The sequence below is a fragment of the Halomonas sp. LES1 genome, from assembly GCF_031846005.1.
Taxonomy (GTDB): Bacteria; Pseudomonadota; Gammaproteobacteria; order Pseudomonadales; family Halomonadaceae; genus Halomonas.
The window spans coordinates 192302-206823 of sequence record NZ_JAVRGC010000006.1 but is presented as its reverse complement, the minus strand read 5'-3'; the positions used below and the strand labels follow the sequence as shown (position 1 = coordinate 206823).

The following is a 14522-nucleotide window of genomic DNA, read 5'->3' as shown; positions in this document are numbered from 1 at the left end:
GTCAAACATGCAGACGCATTTCACCGCCGAAGACCTCCAGAAACCGCATATCCGCGAGGCCGACCGCGTGCTGCGCAGCTGTGTTCACTGTGGCTTCTGCAACGCCACCTGCCCTACCTACCAGCTGCTGGGGGATGAGCGCGACGGGCCCCGTGGACGCATCTACCTGATCAAGGAGATGCTCGAGGCGCCAGAGGAAAGTGACAAGGTCACCGAACAGACTCGCCTTCATCTCGACCGCTGCCTGACCTGTCGCAACTGCGAGACCACCTGCCCCTCCGGGGTCGAGTATCACAAGCTGCTCGATATCGGCCGCGCCGAGATCGAGCGCCGGGTCCCTCGCAAGGCGTCGGAGCGGGCACTGCGCTATGGCCTGCGCAAGGCCCTGGTCGACCCGAAACGCTTTCAGGCCCTGTTCAAGCTGGGTCTCACCTTCCGGCCGCTGGTACCAGGCCCCCTGAAGGAGAAGATGCCCCCGGCCCCGGTGGATGCGGGCCAGCGCCCGTCTGGCAAGCGCCATGCCCGGCAGATGCTGATTCTCGAGGGCTGTGTGCAACCGGGCCTGTCACCCAACACCAATGCCGCCACCGCCCGGGTGCTGGACCGCCTGGGTATCGGCCTCGTCCCGGTGAGTGAAGCCGGCTGCTGCGGCGCCATCGACTTCCACCTCAACGCCCAGGACGAGGGGCGCGCTCGAGCGCGAGCCAATATCGATGCCTGGTGGCCACATATCGAAAAGGAAGGTGACGCGGGGGTGGAGGCGATCGTACAGACCGCCAGCGGCTGCGGCGCCTTCGTCAAGGAGTATGCCGAGCTCCTGGCCGACGACCCCGACTATGCCGACAAGGCCGCCCGGGTGAGTGAGCTTGCCAGGGATCTGGTCGAGGTGCTGCGGGACGAGGAGCTCGATGCCCTCGAGGTAGCGCGGTCCCGGCGCCTCGCCTTCCACTGTCCCTGCACCCTGCAGCACGCCCAGAAGCTGGGGGGGGCCGTGGAAGGCGTGCTGACCCGGCTCGGTTTCACGCTGACGCCGGTGGCCGACGCCCATCTCTGCTGCGGTTCGGCCGGCACCTACTCCATCACCCAGCCCGAGCTCTCCATGCAGCTGCGTGACAACAAGCTCGACAATCTGGAGGCCGGCAGCCCCGAGGTGATCGTGACGGCCAATATCGGCTGCCAGACCCATCTCAATGGTGCCAACCGCACAACGGTGCGCCACTGGATCGAAATCGTGGATGAGGCATTAACACCAGCTACGAGCAACGAGCCTCGAGCTGCAAGCGGCTAGTAGCTCGAAGCTCGAAGCTCGAAGCCAATATCAACCCAGGAGACCACTCATGAAGACCAAGCCCGTCCTGACCCTGACCGATGTCAACGCCATCCTCGATGCCGCCCAGAAGGAGGCCGAAGCCAACGGCTGGGGCGTGACCATCGCCGTCGCCGATGACGGCGGCCACCTGCTTGGCCTGCGCCGCATGGACGGCGCGCCCCCCTTCAGCGCCGATGTGGCCACCCAGAAGGCCCGCAATGCCGCCATCGGTCGGCGCGAGACCCAGGCCTTCGAGGAGATGATCAACGGTGGCCGCACCGCCTTCGTCACCGCCCCCATGCAGTCGCTGCTCGCCGGCGGCGTGCCGGTGCTGGTAGAGGGTGAGGTCGCCGGCACCGTCGGCATCTCCGGCGTCAAGCCCGACCAGGACGTGCAGATCGCCCGCGCCGGCGTCGCCGCTGTCGTCTGAGCCCCCCTTGCCGAGCGACGACAGGGCCCCACCATGGTGGGGCCCTGTCGATTACGTTATCGGCGACGTGTTACCGCTCCGAGGCGAGGTCTATGAAGCCTGGCGATGCCGTCGCAGCTCCCCGTTCAGGGCCTTGATAATGGTGTAGCACATCAGCAGCATCGCCACGGAGAAGGGAATCGCGGTCGCCGTCACCCCCGCCTGAAGCGCCGTGAGTCCACCCCCGATCAGCAGCACGATGGCAACCAGCCCCTCCACCGAGGCCCAGAACATGCGCTGCGTACGCGGTGCATCGATCTTGCCGCCGGCGGTGATGGTATCGATCACCAGCGATCCGGAGTCGGAGGAGGTCACGAAGAAGACCAGCGCCAGGAAGATCGCCAGGGACGACATCACACTGGTCAGCGGCAGCTCGTTGAGCATGCCAAAGAGTGACAGCTCGGGGCTGTAGGCATCGATCACGTAGTCCTTGACCAGGCTACCTGCGGGGTCGGCATAGAGCTGATTCAGCGCCGTGGCGCCGAACACGCCCATCCAGATGAAGATGAACAGGCTCGGGATCAGCAGCACGCATATCACGAACTCGCGCACCGTGCGTCCTCGCGAGACCCGGGCAATGAACATGCCCACGAAGGGCGCCCAGCTGACCCACCAGGCCCAGTAGAAGACGGTCCAGGCCTGGCGGAAGGCGTCATCCTCACGACCGAAGGGCATCGAGAGCGGGATGAACTCCGTGACATAGGTCGTCAAACCTGTCCAGAAGCCGTTCAACGCCACCAGCGTCGGTCCGGCGAACAGCACGAAGAAGAAGAACAGCAGCGCCAGCATCATGTTGACCTCGGAGAGCCTCTTCACACCGCCCTCGAGGCCACGCCATACCGAGACCAGGGCCACCCCGGTCACCACGATGATGGTCACCACCTGAAACTGGGTGCTGACGTCGAGACCAAAGACGAAGTTCATGCCCGCATTGGCCTGCTGCGCCCCCAGCCCCAGCGAGGTCGCCAATCCGAAGAGGGTCGAGAACACCGCCAGGATATCGATGGCATGCCCCCACCAGCCCCAGACGCGTTCGCCAAGCAGCGGAAAGAAGGCCGAGCGGATGGAGAAGGGAAGCCCCTTGTTGTAGGTGAAGATCCCCAGCGCCAGGGCCATCACCACATAGACCGCCCAGCCATGGAGCCCCCAGTGGAAGTAGGTTCCCGCCAGCCCCATGGCGCTGGCTTCGGCGATGGCAGCGGGGTCGAGTGCGCCCTCGGTGCCGAAGGGCGATGTCACCCCCAGCGGCAGCGAGACGTTGGCATGGTAGACCGGCTCCAGCACACCGAAGAACATCAAGCCGATGCCTATTCCGGCGGCGAACAGCATGGAGAACCACGAGAGATAGCTATATTCGGGCCGGGCCTCCGGCCCTCCCAGCCGCACCGACCCATGGGGCAGGATCACCAGCGCCAGGCAGAACACAACGAAGAAGTCCACAACGATCATGAAGTACCAGTCGAGCCTCCCCGTGGAGAAGGCGACGACGGACTGGAACAGCTGCCCCGCCAGGTCTGGAAACATCAGAGCCAACAGGATGAACGCCACCGAGACCAGGGCCGATATGACAAAGACACGATTGTGGACATCGAAGCCAAACGGGCCCAGCTGCCCCTCGATATTATCCTGACCGATGACATAGTCGGTCTGCATGTCACTGTCGGCCTGATGCGGGTCCGTCACACTCGGATCGTTCATGGCAGGCGCCTCGGCTGATGGGGTAGTTCGAGTATAAGCCGTATCGGCACCGAGCATTCCGCGTATTTTACCACCGATCCGGGAGAGGCACAGAACCACCGGCTGACGGCGCTGGAAGTGCCTGGCCGATGCCCCTAAGGACAGTGACCAGTATGATGATGGGTTCGCACTCCGCCACCCGCGGGGCCCCTGCGTTGGAAATGAGAGGATCTGAATGTCACCGCTTGCCTTCCTGGCGCCCCTCGGCGCCGTGCTGATCTGGTCCGGCAACATGACCATCAACCAGCTGACCGTCGGCACCATTGCCCCCAGCAGCATCGCCTTCCTGCGCTGGGTACTGGCGCTGGCCGTGCTTACCCCCCTGGTGGCCCCGGCGGCCTGGCAGCACCGCGCGACGATCCGCCGGGAGTGGCCGAAGCTCGCCGTATTGGGGCTGCTCGGCATGGGGCTTTGGCAGGGGCTCGCCTATATGGCCGCCGAGACCACCAGCGCCACCAATATGGGTATCCTGGCCGCCATGGTACCGCTGCTTACCGTGCTGCTCAGCGCCCTGATCCTGCGCGAGCCGCCGCGTCTCGGCGGTGTGGCCGGCGGTGCCCTAGCGCTGGTCGGCGTGGCGATCCTGCTGGGACGCGGCAGCCCGCTCTCGCTGCTGGAGCTGACGGTGGCGAAAGGCGACGCCCTGATGCTGGTGGCCGCCACCTGCTATGCGCTCTATGGCGTCATGCTCAAGCGCTGGCCCATCGCGCTGCCGCCCTGGGTGCTGCTCTATGGCCAGGTGATCTTCGCCGTGCTGATCCTGCTGCCGCCCTATCTGCTGGGGCCGATGACGCCGGTGGATTCCAGCAATATCGGCCTGATCCTCTACGCCGGCATCCCCGCCTCCATCATCACCACCTTCCTGTGGATGCTGGCGATTCGCCGCATCGGCGCCAGCCAGGCCAGCATCTTCATCAACCTGATGCCGCTGTTCAGTGCCATCATCGCCATGTTCGCCCTGGGCGAGCGCATTGCGCTCTTCCACTTCCTGGGCGGCGCCCTGATCCTGGCCGGCGTGGTGATGGCCCAGACCCTGACCCAGCCGCTAGGCCGCCGCCCCGCTGTCCCACAAGGCAGCACAGACCGCCCATGCTAGACTGCCCGCTCTGACCCGACCGACCAAGGATGCGCCATGTCCCTCGACGACCTTCACCTCACGCTTCGCAATCTGACGCTGGACGACTACCCCCAGCTCGAGTCGCTGATGGATGCCGTCTACCACGATATCGGCGGCGCCTGGTCACGACACACCATCGAGCGACTGATCGGTGACTTCCCCGATGGCCAGGTCGCCATCGAGGACGACGGCCGCCTGGTGGGCATCGCCCTGACCGTCAGGGTCGATTACGACGAATTTACCAATCCGCACAAGTATGATGACCTGATCGGCAAGCGCGAGGTGATCCTCGACAACGCCGAGGGCGACGCCATGTACGGGCTGGACGTGCTGATTCACCCGGACTACCGCGGCTACCGCCTGGGACGACGCCTCTACGATGCCCGCAAGGAGCTCTGCCGCTCGCTCAACCTGCGTGCGATCCTCGCCGGCGGACGCATTCCCCAGTACCACCAGCACGCCGAGGAGCTCAGCCCCACCCAGTACATCGACCGGGTGGCCCGCAAGGAGATCCACGACCCGATCCTCTCCTTCCAGCTGGCCAACGACTTCCAGGTCAAGCGCCTGCTGCGCGACTACCTGCCCGAGGACGAGAAGTCCCAGGGCTATGCCACCCTGCTGGAGTGGAACAACTTCCTCTATGAGCCCGCCGAGCTGGTCCTCGACACCCGCAAGACCCAGGTCCGTGTCGGTGCGGTGCAGTGGCAGATGCGCGAGTTCGACTCGGTGGAGGCGGTGCTGCAGCAGGTGGAGTACTTCGTCGATGCCCTTTCCGACTACCAGAGCGACTTCGCGGTCTTCCCGGAGCTCTTCAACGCCCCGCTGATGGGGCTGCAGGACCGCGCAGCCCAGCAGGACCAGATGGCCGCCATCCGCTTCCTGGCCAGCTTTACCGAGCGCTTCAAGACCGAGCTCTCGCGCATGGCGGTCTCCTACAATATCAATATCATCGCCGGCTCCATGATCGAGATGGGCGAGGACGACCGCCTCTACAACGTCGCCTACCTGTGTCACCGCGACGGCACCCTCGAGCGTCAGGCCAAGCTGCATATCACGCCCCAGGAGCGCCGCGACTGGGTGATCGAGGGCGGCGACGGCCTCCAGGTATTCGACACCGATGCAGGACGCGTCGGCATCCTGATCTGCTACGACGTGGAGTTTCCGGAGCTGCCAAGGCTGCAGGCCGAGCAGGAGATGGATATCCTCTTCGTGCCCTTCTGGACCGATACCAAGAATGGCTATCTGCGGGTGCGCCACTGTGCCCAGGCCCGCGCCATCGAGAACGAGTGCTATGTGGTGCTGTGCGGCAGCGTCGGCAATGTGCCCTCCATCGAGAACATGGAGATCCAGTATGCACAGTCGGCGGTGTTCTCGCCCTCGGACTTCGCCTTCCCCCACGACGCCGTCCTCAACGAGACCACCCCCAACACCGAGATGATGCTGTTCTCGGACCTCGACCTGACCCGGCTGACCGTGGTGCGTAACGAGGGCTCGGTGACCAACCTCAAGGACCGCCGCAAGGACCTGTTCGACCTGCGCTGGCGCGACTGGTCATGGAAGTCCGGGGGCCGGACATCCGGGGCCGACCTCGACGAGAGCTGAGGAGGCGCCTGAGCGATGCTGAACCGCCTGCGCCGCTGGCGCGAGCAGCGCTTCGCGGCGCGCCATCCCCTGCCGGAAGAGACCTGGCGGGAGGCGCGCCACCGCGTACCGTTGCTGGCCGCCCTCGGTGAGGAGGAGGCCCGGCGCCTGGGCCAGCGCGCCTGGCGTTTCCTGCACGCCAAGCGCATCAGCCTGCATCCGGAGCTTGCCGAGGCCACGCCCTTCGACCTGCCGGCGCGGCTCGCCCTGGCCGGTCAGGCCTGCCTGCTGACGCTGGGCTGGCGCGACGACGAACACCTCGAGGCCTTCGGCAATGTCCATGAGGTCCTGATCCTGCCCGATGCCTTTCGGCGTCGCGTGGAGGAGATGGACGAGTTCGGCGTGGTCCACGAGTATGACGACGAGCGTGCCGGGGAGACCTCCCACCAGGGGCCGGTGGTGGTGGCCTTCCCCGACCTGATGGAGAGCGGCGACTTCTCGGGCTTCAATGTGCTGATTCACGAGTTTGCCCACAAGCTCGACCTGGGCAACTCCCTGGATGTTGACGGCTTCCCGCCGCTGCCCGGCGATATCGACCCGCGGGAGTGGCACCGGGTGTTCATGGCGGTGTGGGATGACCTTCAGTCCCGTCTCGCTCGCGGTGAGGCTACCCCCATCGACGATTATGCCGCCACGCACCCCGGCGAATGCTTCGCGGTCTGCTGCGAGGCCTTCTTCACCGCCCCCGACCTGTTGCATGATGCCTACCCGGCCCTCTTCGATCTGCTCGGCCGCTACTTCCGCCAGCAGACGCTGGCCCGACTGCCGCCCTCGGCGGACCACGCCCGGCCCGAACACCATTGACCCCACTGGTTCATTACCGATTGCCCGTTACCCTCTGGAGGCACCGATGATCGATCTGCGCAGCGATACCGTCACCCGCCCCAGCGCCGCCATGCGCGATGCCATGCATGCCGCCCCGGTGGGCGATGATGTGTGGGGCGATGACCCCAGCGTGGCTCGCTTCGAAAACGCCCTGGCCGAGCGTGCCGGCAAGGCCGCCGCCCTGCTCTTCCCCAGCGGCACCCAGAGCAATCTGGCCGCCCTGCTCGCCCACTGTCAGCGGGGCGACGAATATATCGCCGGCCAGCAGGCCCACACCTACAAGTACGAAGGCGGCGGCGCCGCGGTTCTCGGCGGCATCCAGCCTCAGCCGGTGGAGCACGCCGAGGATGGCTCGCTGCCGCTTGAGCGCATCCGCGCCGCCATCAAGCCCGACGATTTCCACTTCGCCCGCACCCGCCTGCTGGCACTGGAGAACACCATCGGCGGACGCGTGATCGATGCCGACTATATGCACCAGGCCACCGAGCTGGCCCGGGAGCACGGCCTGGCCACCCACCTGGACGGCGCCCGACTGTTCAATGCCGCGGTGGCCACCGACACCTCGCTGGCAACGCTCTGCGCGCCCTTCGACACGGTCTCCCTGTGCTTCTCCAAGGGATTGGGTGCGCCGATGGGCTCGGCCCTGGTGGGCCCCCAGGCACTGATCGACGCGGCACGCCGCTGGCGCAAGGTGCTGGGTGGGGGCATGCGTCAGTCGGGCATCATCGCCGCCGCCTGCCACTACGCGCTGGACCACCAGATGGCGGACCTCGCCGATGACCACCGCCGCGCCGAGCGCCTGGCGGCGGGCCTGCGGGCACTGCCGACCATCGAGGTGCTCTCCCAGGCCACCAACATGCTCTTCCTGCGGGTGCCCGAGCCACATATCGCGCCACTGCGGGCCTGGCTGGCCGAGCGCGAGATCCTGATCGAGGTGCTCTATGACACCCGCCTGGTGGTGCACCGCGACCTGGATGACGCGGCCATCGATGCCACCCTGGCGGCATTCGAGGAGTATCTGGCGCAATAGCCCTGTTGCTTAACTGAAAATGGCCCGAATGACATCGGGGCAGCGCACCGAGGGTGATCCATGGAGAGACTGGAGATTCGTACCCTGACCAGGGCCGAGGCCCGGACCGCCGCCGGGCTGCTCGGCCGGGGCATGCGCGACAACCCCACACACATCAGGGCCTTCGGGGCCGATCCGGTGCGGCGTGAGCGCACCCTGCGACGAATCTTCACCCCCTTCCTGCAGCGCCAGCTGGAGGGCGGCCGGATCCTTGGCGCCTTCGCGGGCCCACGGCTGGTCGGCGTGGCGGCCCTGGCCGCCCCGGGTGGCTGCCAGCCGACCCTTGCCGACCGGGGGCGGGCGCTGCCGGTCCTGCTCGCGAACGGCCCGGTGAGCGCCCTGCGCATGCGGGCCTGGGTGCGGGTGTGGGCCAGGCGAGACGCCGGCATGCCGACTCACTGGCACCTCGGGCCGCTGGCGGTCGCACCCGAGTGGCAGGGTCAGGGAGTCGGCAGCCGGCTGCTGAGTCAGCTATGCGATCACCTCGACCGGCAACGCGGCCTGGGCTACCTGGAGACCGACCTTCCCGAGAATGTCCGGCTCTATCGACGCTTCGGCTTCGAGACCCTGGCCAGCGAGCCCGTGATCGGGGTGACTCACTGGTTTATGCAGCGCCAGCCCGACGGCTAGCATCGAGGGGGCTGTAGGCCAGCCCCACGCCCCCTGCGAAGCATCGAATCTTAAGGAAGCATCGGCCCCTGCGAAGCACCGGAAAGGGTAGCCTGCCGGCTGTCTCAGGAGAGATCCATGGCGAGCCGGAGCTTCAACCACTCCCAGAGCAGCGCCGCCTCCGGCCGGGCCGGTGCGCGCACCGGGCGCACCAGCCAGAACGCTTCGTCGCTCTCGACCTCCCAGTCGAGCGCCGCCACCAGATCGTCTCGGTGCTCCACCAGCCGCCGATGCGTCAAGGCGATGCCCTCGCCCAGTGCCGCGAGAGACAGCGTCATCGTTTGCGTATCACAGATCAGCGGGGCTCGACGCGAGGCCAGTGCCGGCACCCCGGCGGCCTCCAGCCAGGTCGGCCACCCCACCTCGAATCCCACCGCATGCAGCAGGGTGTGCTCCGCCAGGTCGGCCGGCCTCGTGATGCGCTCGGCCAATGCCGGGGCACACACGGGCAGCATGGTGTCGCTGCCCAGCGATACCGCCTCCATGCCGTGCCACCCTCCCTGACCGTAACGGATCTCGATGTCAGCGCCCTCGGGCCCGAAATCGTCGGGCCAGATGGCACTGACGAGTCGCAACGCCACCTCGGGATACTCGCGGCGAAAGGCGCATAGTCGCGGCGCCAGCCAGTTCTGTTGCACCACCGGTGTGGTGCGTAGCGTGACCGGTGCCTCATCGGTCTCGCCGAAGACCTCCCGGGTGCCCTCGGCCAGCCGGGTAAAGCCGTCCTGAAGACTGGGCAGCCACGACTGCCCGGCCGGCGTCAGGCTCAGGCTGCGGGGATGACGCACGAAGAGCTTCTGACCCAGGCGGTCTTCCAGAAGACGAACACGCTGGCTGATGGCCGCCTGGGTCACCCCAAGCTCCTGTCCGGCGGCGGTGAAGCTCAGGGTGCGGGCGGCGGCCTCGAAGGCCTGGAGCCAGGCCAATGGGGGCAGGGCGCTCATGAAATAGGCTGCCATAAATAAACTTGGGTCATAGGCGCCAGATTAATCGTTTGTGAACGCCGGGGGCAATCTCCATCCTTGGCGCCAGCCAACCGCCAGGAGAGTGATCATGTCCTTGACCCGCGAACAACGCCCGCATCTGCCCATGGGCGAGCTGAACGACTACACCCAGGCACCGGGCCTCACTCGTGCCGGGGCAGACGACCGTTTTCTGCTGCTGTCCTGGGAAGGCGATGAGCAGGCCTCGTTCCCGCTGATCTGGCTGCGCGACCACTGTGCCTGCCCCGAATGCCGCCACCCACAGACTCGCGAGCGCCTCTCCCTGCCCCGGGAGGCACCCGACGCGGCAGTGGAGGTACAGGTGGAGAACGGCAACCTGACGGTGACCTGGGCCGACGGCCATGTCAGCCGCTTCGATGCGGGCTGGCTGCATCAACGTCGCCCGGGCTGCCCGCCGAAGGATGTGGTGCCCAGGCGTCGCCCCTGGGGAGAGAGCTTCAGCCCCGCGCGCGTGGCCCATGGTGATTTCACCGCCGGCGCCGCAGGCGAGCGTGAGTGGCTGACCGCCCTGCTCCGCGACGGCCTGGTGCTGCTCGAGGAGGGCCCCCTGGCAGACGAGGAGGTCAGTCGCCTGGCCGAGCGCATCGGGCCGCTGCGCCCCACCAACTTCGGTGCGCGTTTCGATGTGCGCTCCAAGCCCAACCCCAACAATGCCGCCTATACGGCCATCGCCCTGGCACTGCATACCGACCTGCCCAACTGGCGCCAGCCGCCGGATATTCAGCTGCTCTACTGCCTGGAGAATGGCGCCGAGGGCGGCGAGTCGATCTTCGCCGACGGCTTCGCCGCCGCCGAGAGCCTGCGGCAATCGTCCCCCGAGGCCTTTCGACTGCTCAGCGAGACCCCTATCGACTTCCGCTTCCAGGACGAGCATCACGATATCGTCTGGCGGGCGCCGGTGATCGCCCTCGATGAGGCGGGCAGCGTCATCGAGGTACGCCTCAACAACTGGATTCGCGACAGCCTTCTTCTGCCGGCCGAGACCATCGAAGCCTGGTATGCCGCCTATCGCACCTTCTGGCAGCGGGTCCACGCCCCACAGCATCGACTGGAGTTCGCCCTGGCCCCGGGGGAGATGGTCGCCTTCGACAATCGGCGCGTCCTGCACGGCCGCAACGCCTTCGACCCCAACAGCGGTCGCCGCCATCTCCAGGGCACCTATCTGGATCTCGACATGTGCGAATCCCGCCTGAGGGTGCTGGCCCGGCAGGCGTGATACCCCCAATTGCCGCCACCCAATAGATAACCTCAATCCGGTGGCGGCTTGACGACCCACCATAAGGAGATGCCATGCGTCTTTCCCTGACTCCTGCCCTGCTGTCCCTGCCCCTGACCCTCGGCCTGGCCAACCCGGCACTCGCCGACGAGGCCGTACTGGACTTCGGTGTGCCTGCCTGGCCCGGCATCACCGTCAAGACCGAGATCGCCCAGCAGCTGCTCGCTCCCCTGGGCTACGAGACTCGCACCCACGAGCTTGGTCTGCAGGTCGTCTACCAGGGACTGGAGACCGGCGACATCGATGCGTTTCTCGGCGGCTGGATGCCCGCCCAGGCCAACATGTACACACCACGCGAGGCCAGTGGCGCCGTGGTCAAGGTCGCCAATAACGTCGACGGCGCCCGGATGACCCTGGTAGTCCCCGACTACCTCTACGCACAGGGGATCCGGAGCTTCGCCGACCTGGACGACCACCGCGAGCTCTTCGACGGCGAGATCCACGGCTTCGGCGCCGGTTCGGCCGCCAGCGAGGTCCTTCACGAAGCCATCGACGATGACACCTGGGGTCTCGGTGACTGGCAGGTAATGGATACCAGCGTGGTAGGCATGCTGGGCGCCGCCCGCAGCGCCATTGACCGTGAGGAGCCCATCGTCTGGGTAGGCTGGACGCCCCACTGGATGAACCTCGAGCTGCCGATGCGCTATCTCGATGACCCCAAGGATCTGTTCGGCGAGAACAACGGCGAGACGGATGTGCTGACCGTGCTGCGCAGCGACTATGCCGACGCACATCCCGGGCTGGTCGGTTTCTTCGAGCAGTTCACCTTCGCCGCCGAGGAGCAGAGCTGGATGATCAACGAGTTCGGCCAGAAGAAGCGCGACGCGGAAGCCGTCGCCAGGCAGTGGTTGCACGAGCATCCCGAGCGCGTCGAGGCCATGCTGGAAGGCGTGACGACCCTGGACGGCAAGCCTGCCTGGCCGGCGGTCGAGGCCAGCCTGTAGGTCCGGCTCCGGCGGCGGCTTTGGCTGCCGGGCCTGCTGCCGTATGCTGTAGCGTGACGCTCACCAGGAGTCTTCACGCCCCATGAGTCGCCCTATCGGCATCCTTGCCCTGCTGCTCACTCTGCTCGTCGCACTGGGCCTGCTTTGGCAGTGGCTGGCCATGCAGGACCTGCTTACCGTCGACGCCCTCCTGGCACTGGCCCAGGGCTCGGTGGCCTGGCGGGATGCCCCCTGGGCGGTGCTGGCGGTGATGGCGATCTACGCCGGGGCCTCGCTGGTGATGTTTCCGCTGAGCCTGCTGGTGGGTGCCACCGGGCTGCTGTTCGGCCCCTGGTGGGGCTTCGGCTACGCCCTGGCGGGCACCATGACGGCCTCGCTGGTGACCTGGTGGGTGGGCCGGCGCATCGGCCACGAAGCGCTGCTGCGCCATGGCGGTCGACGCCTCAGGGGGGTCTCTCGCTACCTCTCCGGTCGCGGCATCCGCACCATGACCATGGTCAACCTGCTGCCGCTGGCCCCCTTCACCCTGACCAACATGATGGCCGGCGCCTTCCATCTGCGTCTGCGCGATTACATGCTGGGATCGCTACTGGGCATCGCCCCGGGGCTCGCCGGGGTCACCCTGCTGGGCAGCCAGCTCGGTGAGCTGGCGACCGCCGAGAGCCATGGCGAGCTGGCCTGGGGGGCCGGAGGCCTGCTGCTGGCGGTGCTGCTGCTGGTCGCGCTCAAGCGCTGGGCGGATCGCCGGCGCTGAGCGTGGCTTACTTCGGGGACCCGCCAGGCCACCAGTCGGGACGCTCCTCCTCCCAGGTGGCATACACCAGCTTGCCGAGCACGCGACCTCGATGCCTGAACATCTGCCACTCGGCGCCCAGTCGATGTCGCATCAACTCCCAGCCCCCCTCGTCGGCATGGGTAAAGGGTCCACCCGAGGCGATGGCGCGGCGGTAGACCTCCAGGCAACGCTGGGCACAGCTCATCTCGTCGAAGGCCGCCGCCGTCTCCTCCGCTCCTGCCGCCAGGGGGGCTCGCCGCTCGGGGTCGACGAGCTCGCCGAGCACCGCTGCCATGGCCTCGGCATCGTCGCTCTCGAGCAGTCGACCGTTGCCGCCATCGCGCACCACCTCGCGAACCCCGGGGGCGTCCACGGCCACCACGGGTAGCCTGGCGGCCATGGCCTCGGCCACGACCATGCCCTGGGTCTCGCTGTGGGAGGCGAAGGCGAACAGGTCCATGGCGTGGTAGGCGTCGATCAGCGCCTGGCCCTGCAGGCGTCCGGTAAAGTGCACCCGCGGCAGTACGCCGGCCTCATCGAAGCGGATCTCCATGTCTGCCTGTGCCTCCCCTTCCCCCACCACCAGGCAGTGGAGACGATCGTCACGAGCCAGTGCCAGGCCGATGGCGCACGCCAGGAAGTCGAGGTTCTTCTCGTGGGCCAACCGCCCCAGATGGCCGATCACGCAGGCATCATCGGGAATCCCCAGCCGCTCTCGCCAGCGCTGCCCCTCACCCGCCAGATAGCGCCGGGTATCCACCCCGCTGGGCACCACGTTGATCACCGTCTCGACGTCACGCTCGACCAGCAGCCGCTGAATGCTCTCGCTGGGCGCGATCACCTCGTCACACAGCCGGGTGTACTCGGTGGAGAGCGCGACCGCGAAACGCTGCATGCGGGGGGAGTCACCGGGCACATAGTGGGTGTAGTGCTCATAGAGGGTGTGGTGGGTAAACACCAGCGGCAGGCCATAGGTCTCGGCGGTGCGGGCGGCGGTATCGCCGAGCAGGAAGGGGTGGTGGGAGTGCACGATATCGGGATCGAAGGCCTCCACCGCCTCGTGGAGCTGGCCCGGGATCGGGACCGGCAGCGAGAAGTCGCTGCCGTTGAAGTGCTGCACGGCGGCCACCCGCACCACCCCCTCTTCGTCCTCGGGCTGACCGTCGAGACGCGGCGCCACCACCAGCACGCGATGCCCCAGCTCGCGCAGGCGCGTGGCCAGGCGCTGCACCGACTCGCTGACCCCGCCGACGATGGGCAGATAGGTGTTGGTAAACATGATGACGTTCACGACTGGGGGCTCCGCTGCACGGTGTAGGCAACCCTTGCCGTTACCCCTGCTTATTCATGAGGCCGGCCTGAAACAGAAGATAGCGGAGGGCTTTCTCTCGAGAAGCCAGCGTATTACCCCAACAACCCGATGCCAGAGGCCCATCCACTATGAGTGAAAGCCTATCTTCCTGAATTCCAACCTGCAACGGCTCCATCGAAATGCTCCCGCGCCCCCCTGCGCCAGCATGAACTCAATGGCGAGCACCCAACCAATCTGGTTAACAACGCTGCCTGGAAGCGCGCATGCCCCAGCGCTCTACCGTCCTTGAACAAGGATCCGCCGCTTCCGCGATTCGATTCTTTGAATGAATCGTGGAGGGTTCAACCTCGAAGCCAGCATCACGTACTGCAAGGC

Annotated in this window: 13 protein-coding genes; 10 read left to right on the top strand and 3 right to left on the bottom strand. The window is 66.6% G+C overall.

Annotated features, from left to right (window positions below; all coding sequences use genetic code 11):
- The first annotated feature begins 7 nt into the window (after window positions 1-7).
- Entirely contained in the window at window positions 8-1288 is a 1281-nt protein-coding gene (glcF, locus tag RM463_RS13790) for a glycolate oxidase subunit GlcF (RefSeq protein WP_195689973.1), read from the top strand.
- Window positions 1289-1337: 49 nt separating this feature from the next.
- Window positions 1338-1739 carry a heme-binding protein gene (locus RM463_RS13785; RefSeq protein WP_195689972.1) on the top strand — a complete coding sequence of 134 codons (402 nt, stop codon included), beginning with the start codon at window positions 1338-1340 and terminating at the stop codon, window positions 1737-1739.
- 90 nt (window positions 1740-1829) lie between these two features.
- Here RM463_RS13785 and RM463_RS13780 read toward each other — a convergent pair whose 3' ends face one another.
- Complete coding sequence (locus RM463_RS13780) at window positions 1830-3476, bottom strand: BCCT family transporter (RefSeq protein ID WP_229333223.1); 1647 nt, start codon at window positions 3474-3476, stop codon at window positions 1830-1832.
- 214 nt (window positions 3477-3690) lie between these two features.
- On the opposite strand from RM463_RS13780, the gene RM463_RS13775 reads away from it, so the two are divergent.
- The 5 genes from RM463_RS13775 to RM463_RS13755 are packed head-to-tail and all read left to right on the top strand — an operon-like array spanning window position 3691 to window position 8797.
- On the top strand, window positions 3691-4611 hold the full coding sequence (locus tag RM463_RS13775; protein WP_195689971.1) for a DMT family transporter: 921 nt from the start codon (window positions 3691-3693) through the stop codon (window positions 4609-4611).
- 36 nt (window positions 4612-4647) lie between these two features.
- Complete coding sequence (locus tag RM463_RS13770; protein ID WP_195689970.1) at window positions 4648-6234, top strand: bifunctional GNAT family N-acetyltransferase/carbon-nitrogen hydrolase family protein; 1587 nt, start codon at window positions 4648-4650, stop codon at window positions 6232-6234.
- A gap of 15 nt (window positions 6235-6249) precedes the next feature.
- Complete coding sequence (locus RM463_RS13765) at window positions 6250-7077, top strand: zinc-dependent peptidase (RefSeq protein ID WP_195689969.1); 828 nt, start codon at window positions 6250-6252, stop codon at window positions 7075-7077.
- A 46-nt stretch (window positions 7078-7123) separates the two neighbouring features.
- Entirely contained in the window at window positions 7124-8128 is a 1005-nt protein-coding gene (ltaE, locus tag RM463_RS13760; protein ID WP_195689968.1) for a low-specificity L-threonine aldolase, read from the top strand.
- A 60-nt stretch (window positions 8129-8188) separates the two neighbouring features.
- Window positions 8189-8797, top strand: a complete 609-nt coding sequence (locus tag RM463_RS13755; RefSeq protein WP_311430303.1) for a GNAT family N-acetyltransferase — start codon at window positions 8189-8191, stop codon at window positions 8795-8797.
- Window positions 8798-8901: 104 nt separating this feature from the next.
- Here the strand turns inward: RM463_RS13755 and RM463_RS13750 are convergent, their stop codons facing one another.
- Complete coding sequence (locus tag RM463_RS13750; protein ID WP_195689966.1) at window positions 8902-9780, bottom strand: LysR substrate-binding domain-containing protein; 879 nt, start codon at window positions 9778-9780, stop codon at window positions 8902-8904.
- A 109-nt stretch (window positions 9781-9889) separates the two neighbouring features.
- On the opposite strand from RM463_RS13750, the gene RM463_RS13745 reads away from it, so the two are divergent.
- The 3 genes from RM463_RS13745 to RM463_RS13735 all read left to right on the top strand — a co-directional run bounded on the left by RM463_RS13745 (window position 9890) and on the right by RM463_RS13735 (window position 12814).
- The gene (locus RM463_RS13745) at window positions 9890-11056 is read left to right on the top strand and encodes a TauD/TfdA family dioxygenase (RefSeq protein WP_311430302.1); all 1167 of its coding nucleotides are present in this window, start codon (window positions 9890-9892) and stop codon (window positions 11054-11056) included.
- A 74-nt stretch (window positions 11057-11130) separates the two neighbouring features.
- A complete protein-coding gene (locus RM463_RS13740; protein ID WP_311430301.1) occupies window positions 11131-12060 on the top strand; it encodes an ABC transporter substrate-binding protein in 930 nt (309 codons plus the stop codon).
- 82 nt (window positions 12061-12142) lie between these two features.
- Window positions 12143-12814 carry a VTT domain-containing protein gene (locus tag RM463_RS13735; RefSeq protein WP_311430300.1) on the top strand — a complete coding sequence of 224 codons (672 nt, stop codon included), beginning with the start codon at window positions 12143-12145 and terminating at the stop codon, window positions 12812-12814.
- 7 nt (window positions 12815-12821) lie between these two features.
- On the opposite strand, the gene RM463_RS13730 is transcribed toward RM463_RS13735, so the two are convergent.
- Window positions 12822-14126, bottom strand: a complete 1305-nt coding sequence (locus tag RM463_RS13730; RefSeq protein WP_311430299.1) for a glycosyltransferase — start codon at window positions 14124-14126, stop codon at window positions 12822-12824.
- Window positions 14127-14522 lie beyond the last annotated feature (396 nt).

What these genes read in the sequence shown, in the direction of transcription:
- RM463_RS13755 (WP_311430303.1), top strand. Translation starts at nt 8,189, where the DNA reads ATGGAGAGACTGGAGATTCGTACCCTGACCAGGGCCGAGGCCCGGACC.
- RM463_RS13780 (WP_229333223.1), bottom strand. Translation starts at nt 3,476, where the DNA reads ATGAACGATCCGAGTGTGACGGACCCGCATCAGGCCGACAGTGACATG.
- RM463_RS13775 (WP_195689971.1), top strand. Translation starts at nt 3,691, where the DNA reads ATGTCACCGCTTGCCTTCCTGGCGCCCCTCGGCGCCGTGCTGATCTGG.
- RM463_RS13735 (WP_311430300.1), top strand. Translation starts at nt 12,143, where the DNA reads ATGAGTCGCCCTATCGGCATCCTTGCCCTGCTGCTCACTCTGCTCGTC.
- ltaE (WP_195689968.1), top strand. Translation starts at nt 7,124, where the DNA reads ATGATCGATCTGCGCAGCGATACCGTCACCCGCCCCAGCGCCGCCATG.
- RM463_RS13740 (WP_311430301.1), top strand. Translation starts at nt 11,131, where the DNA reads ATGCGTCTTTCCCTGACTCCTGCCCTGCTGTCCCTGCCCCTGACCCTC.
- RM463_RS13745 (WP_311430302.1), top strand. Translation starts at nt 9,890, where the DNA reads ATGTCCTTGACCCGCGAACAACGCCCGCATCTGCCCATGGGCGAGCTG.
- RM463_RS13750 (WP_195689966.1), bottom strand. Translation starts at nt 9,780, where the DNA reads ATGAGCGCCCTGCCCCCATTGGCCTGGCTCCAGGCCTTCGAGGCCGCC.
- RM463_RS13770 (WP_195689970.1), top strand. Translation starts at nt 4,648, where the DNA reads ATGTCCCTCGACGACCTTCACCTCACGCTTCGCAATCTGACGCTGGAC.
- glcF (WP_195689973.1), top strand. Translation starts at nt 8, where the DNA reads ATGCAGACGCATTTCACCGCCGAAGACCTCCAGAAACCGCATATCCGC.
- RM463_RS13785 (WP_195689972.1), top strand. Translation starts at nt 1,338, where the DNA reads ATGAAGACCAAGCCCGTCCTGACCCTGACCGATGTCAACGCCATCCTC.
- RM463_RS13765 (WP_195689969.1), top strand. Translation starts at nt 6,250, where the DNA reads ATGCTGAACCGCCTGCGCCGCTGGCGCGAGCAGCGCTTCGCGGCGCGC.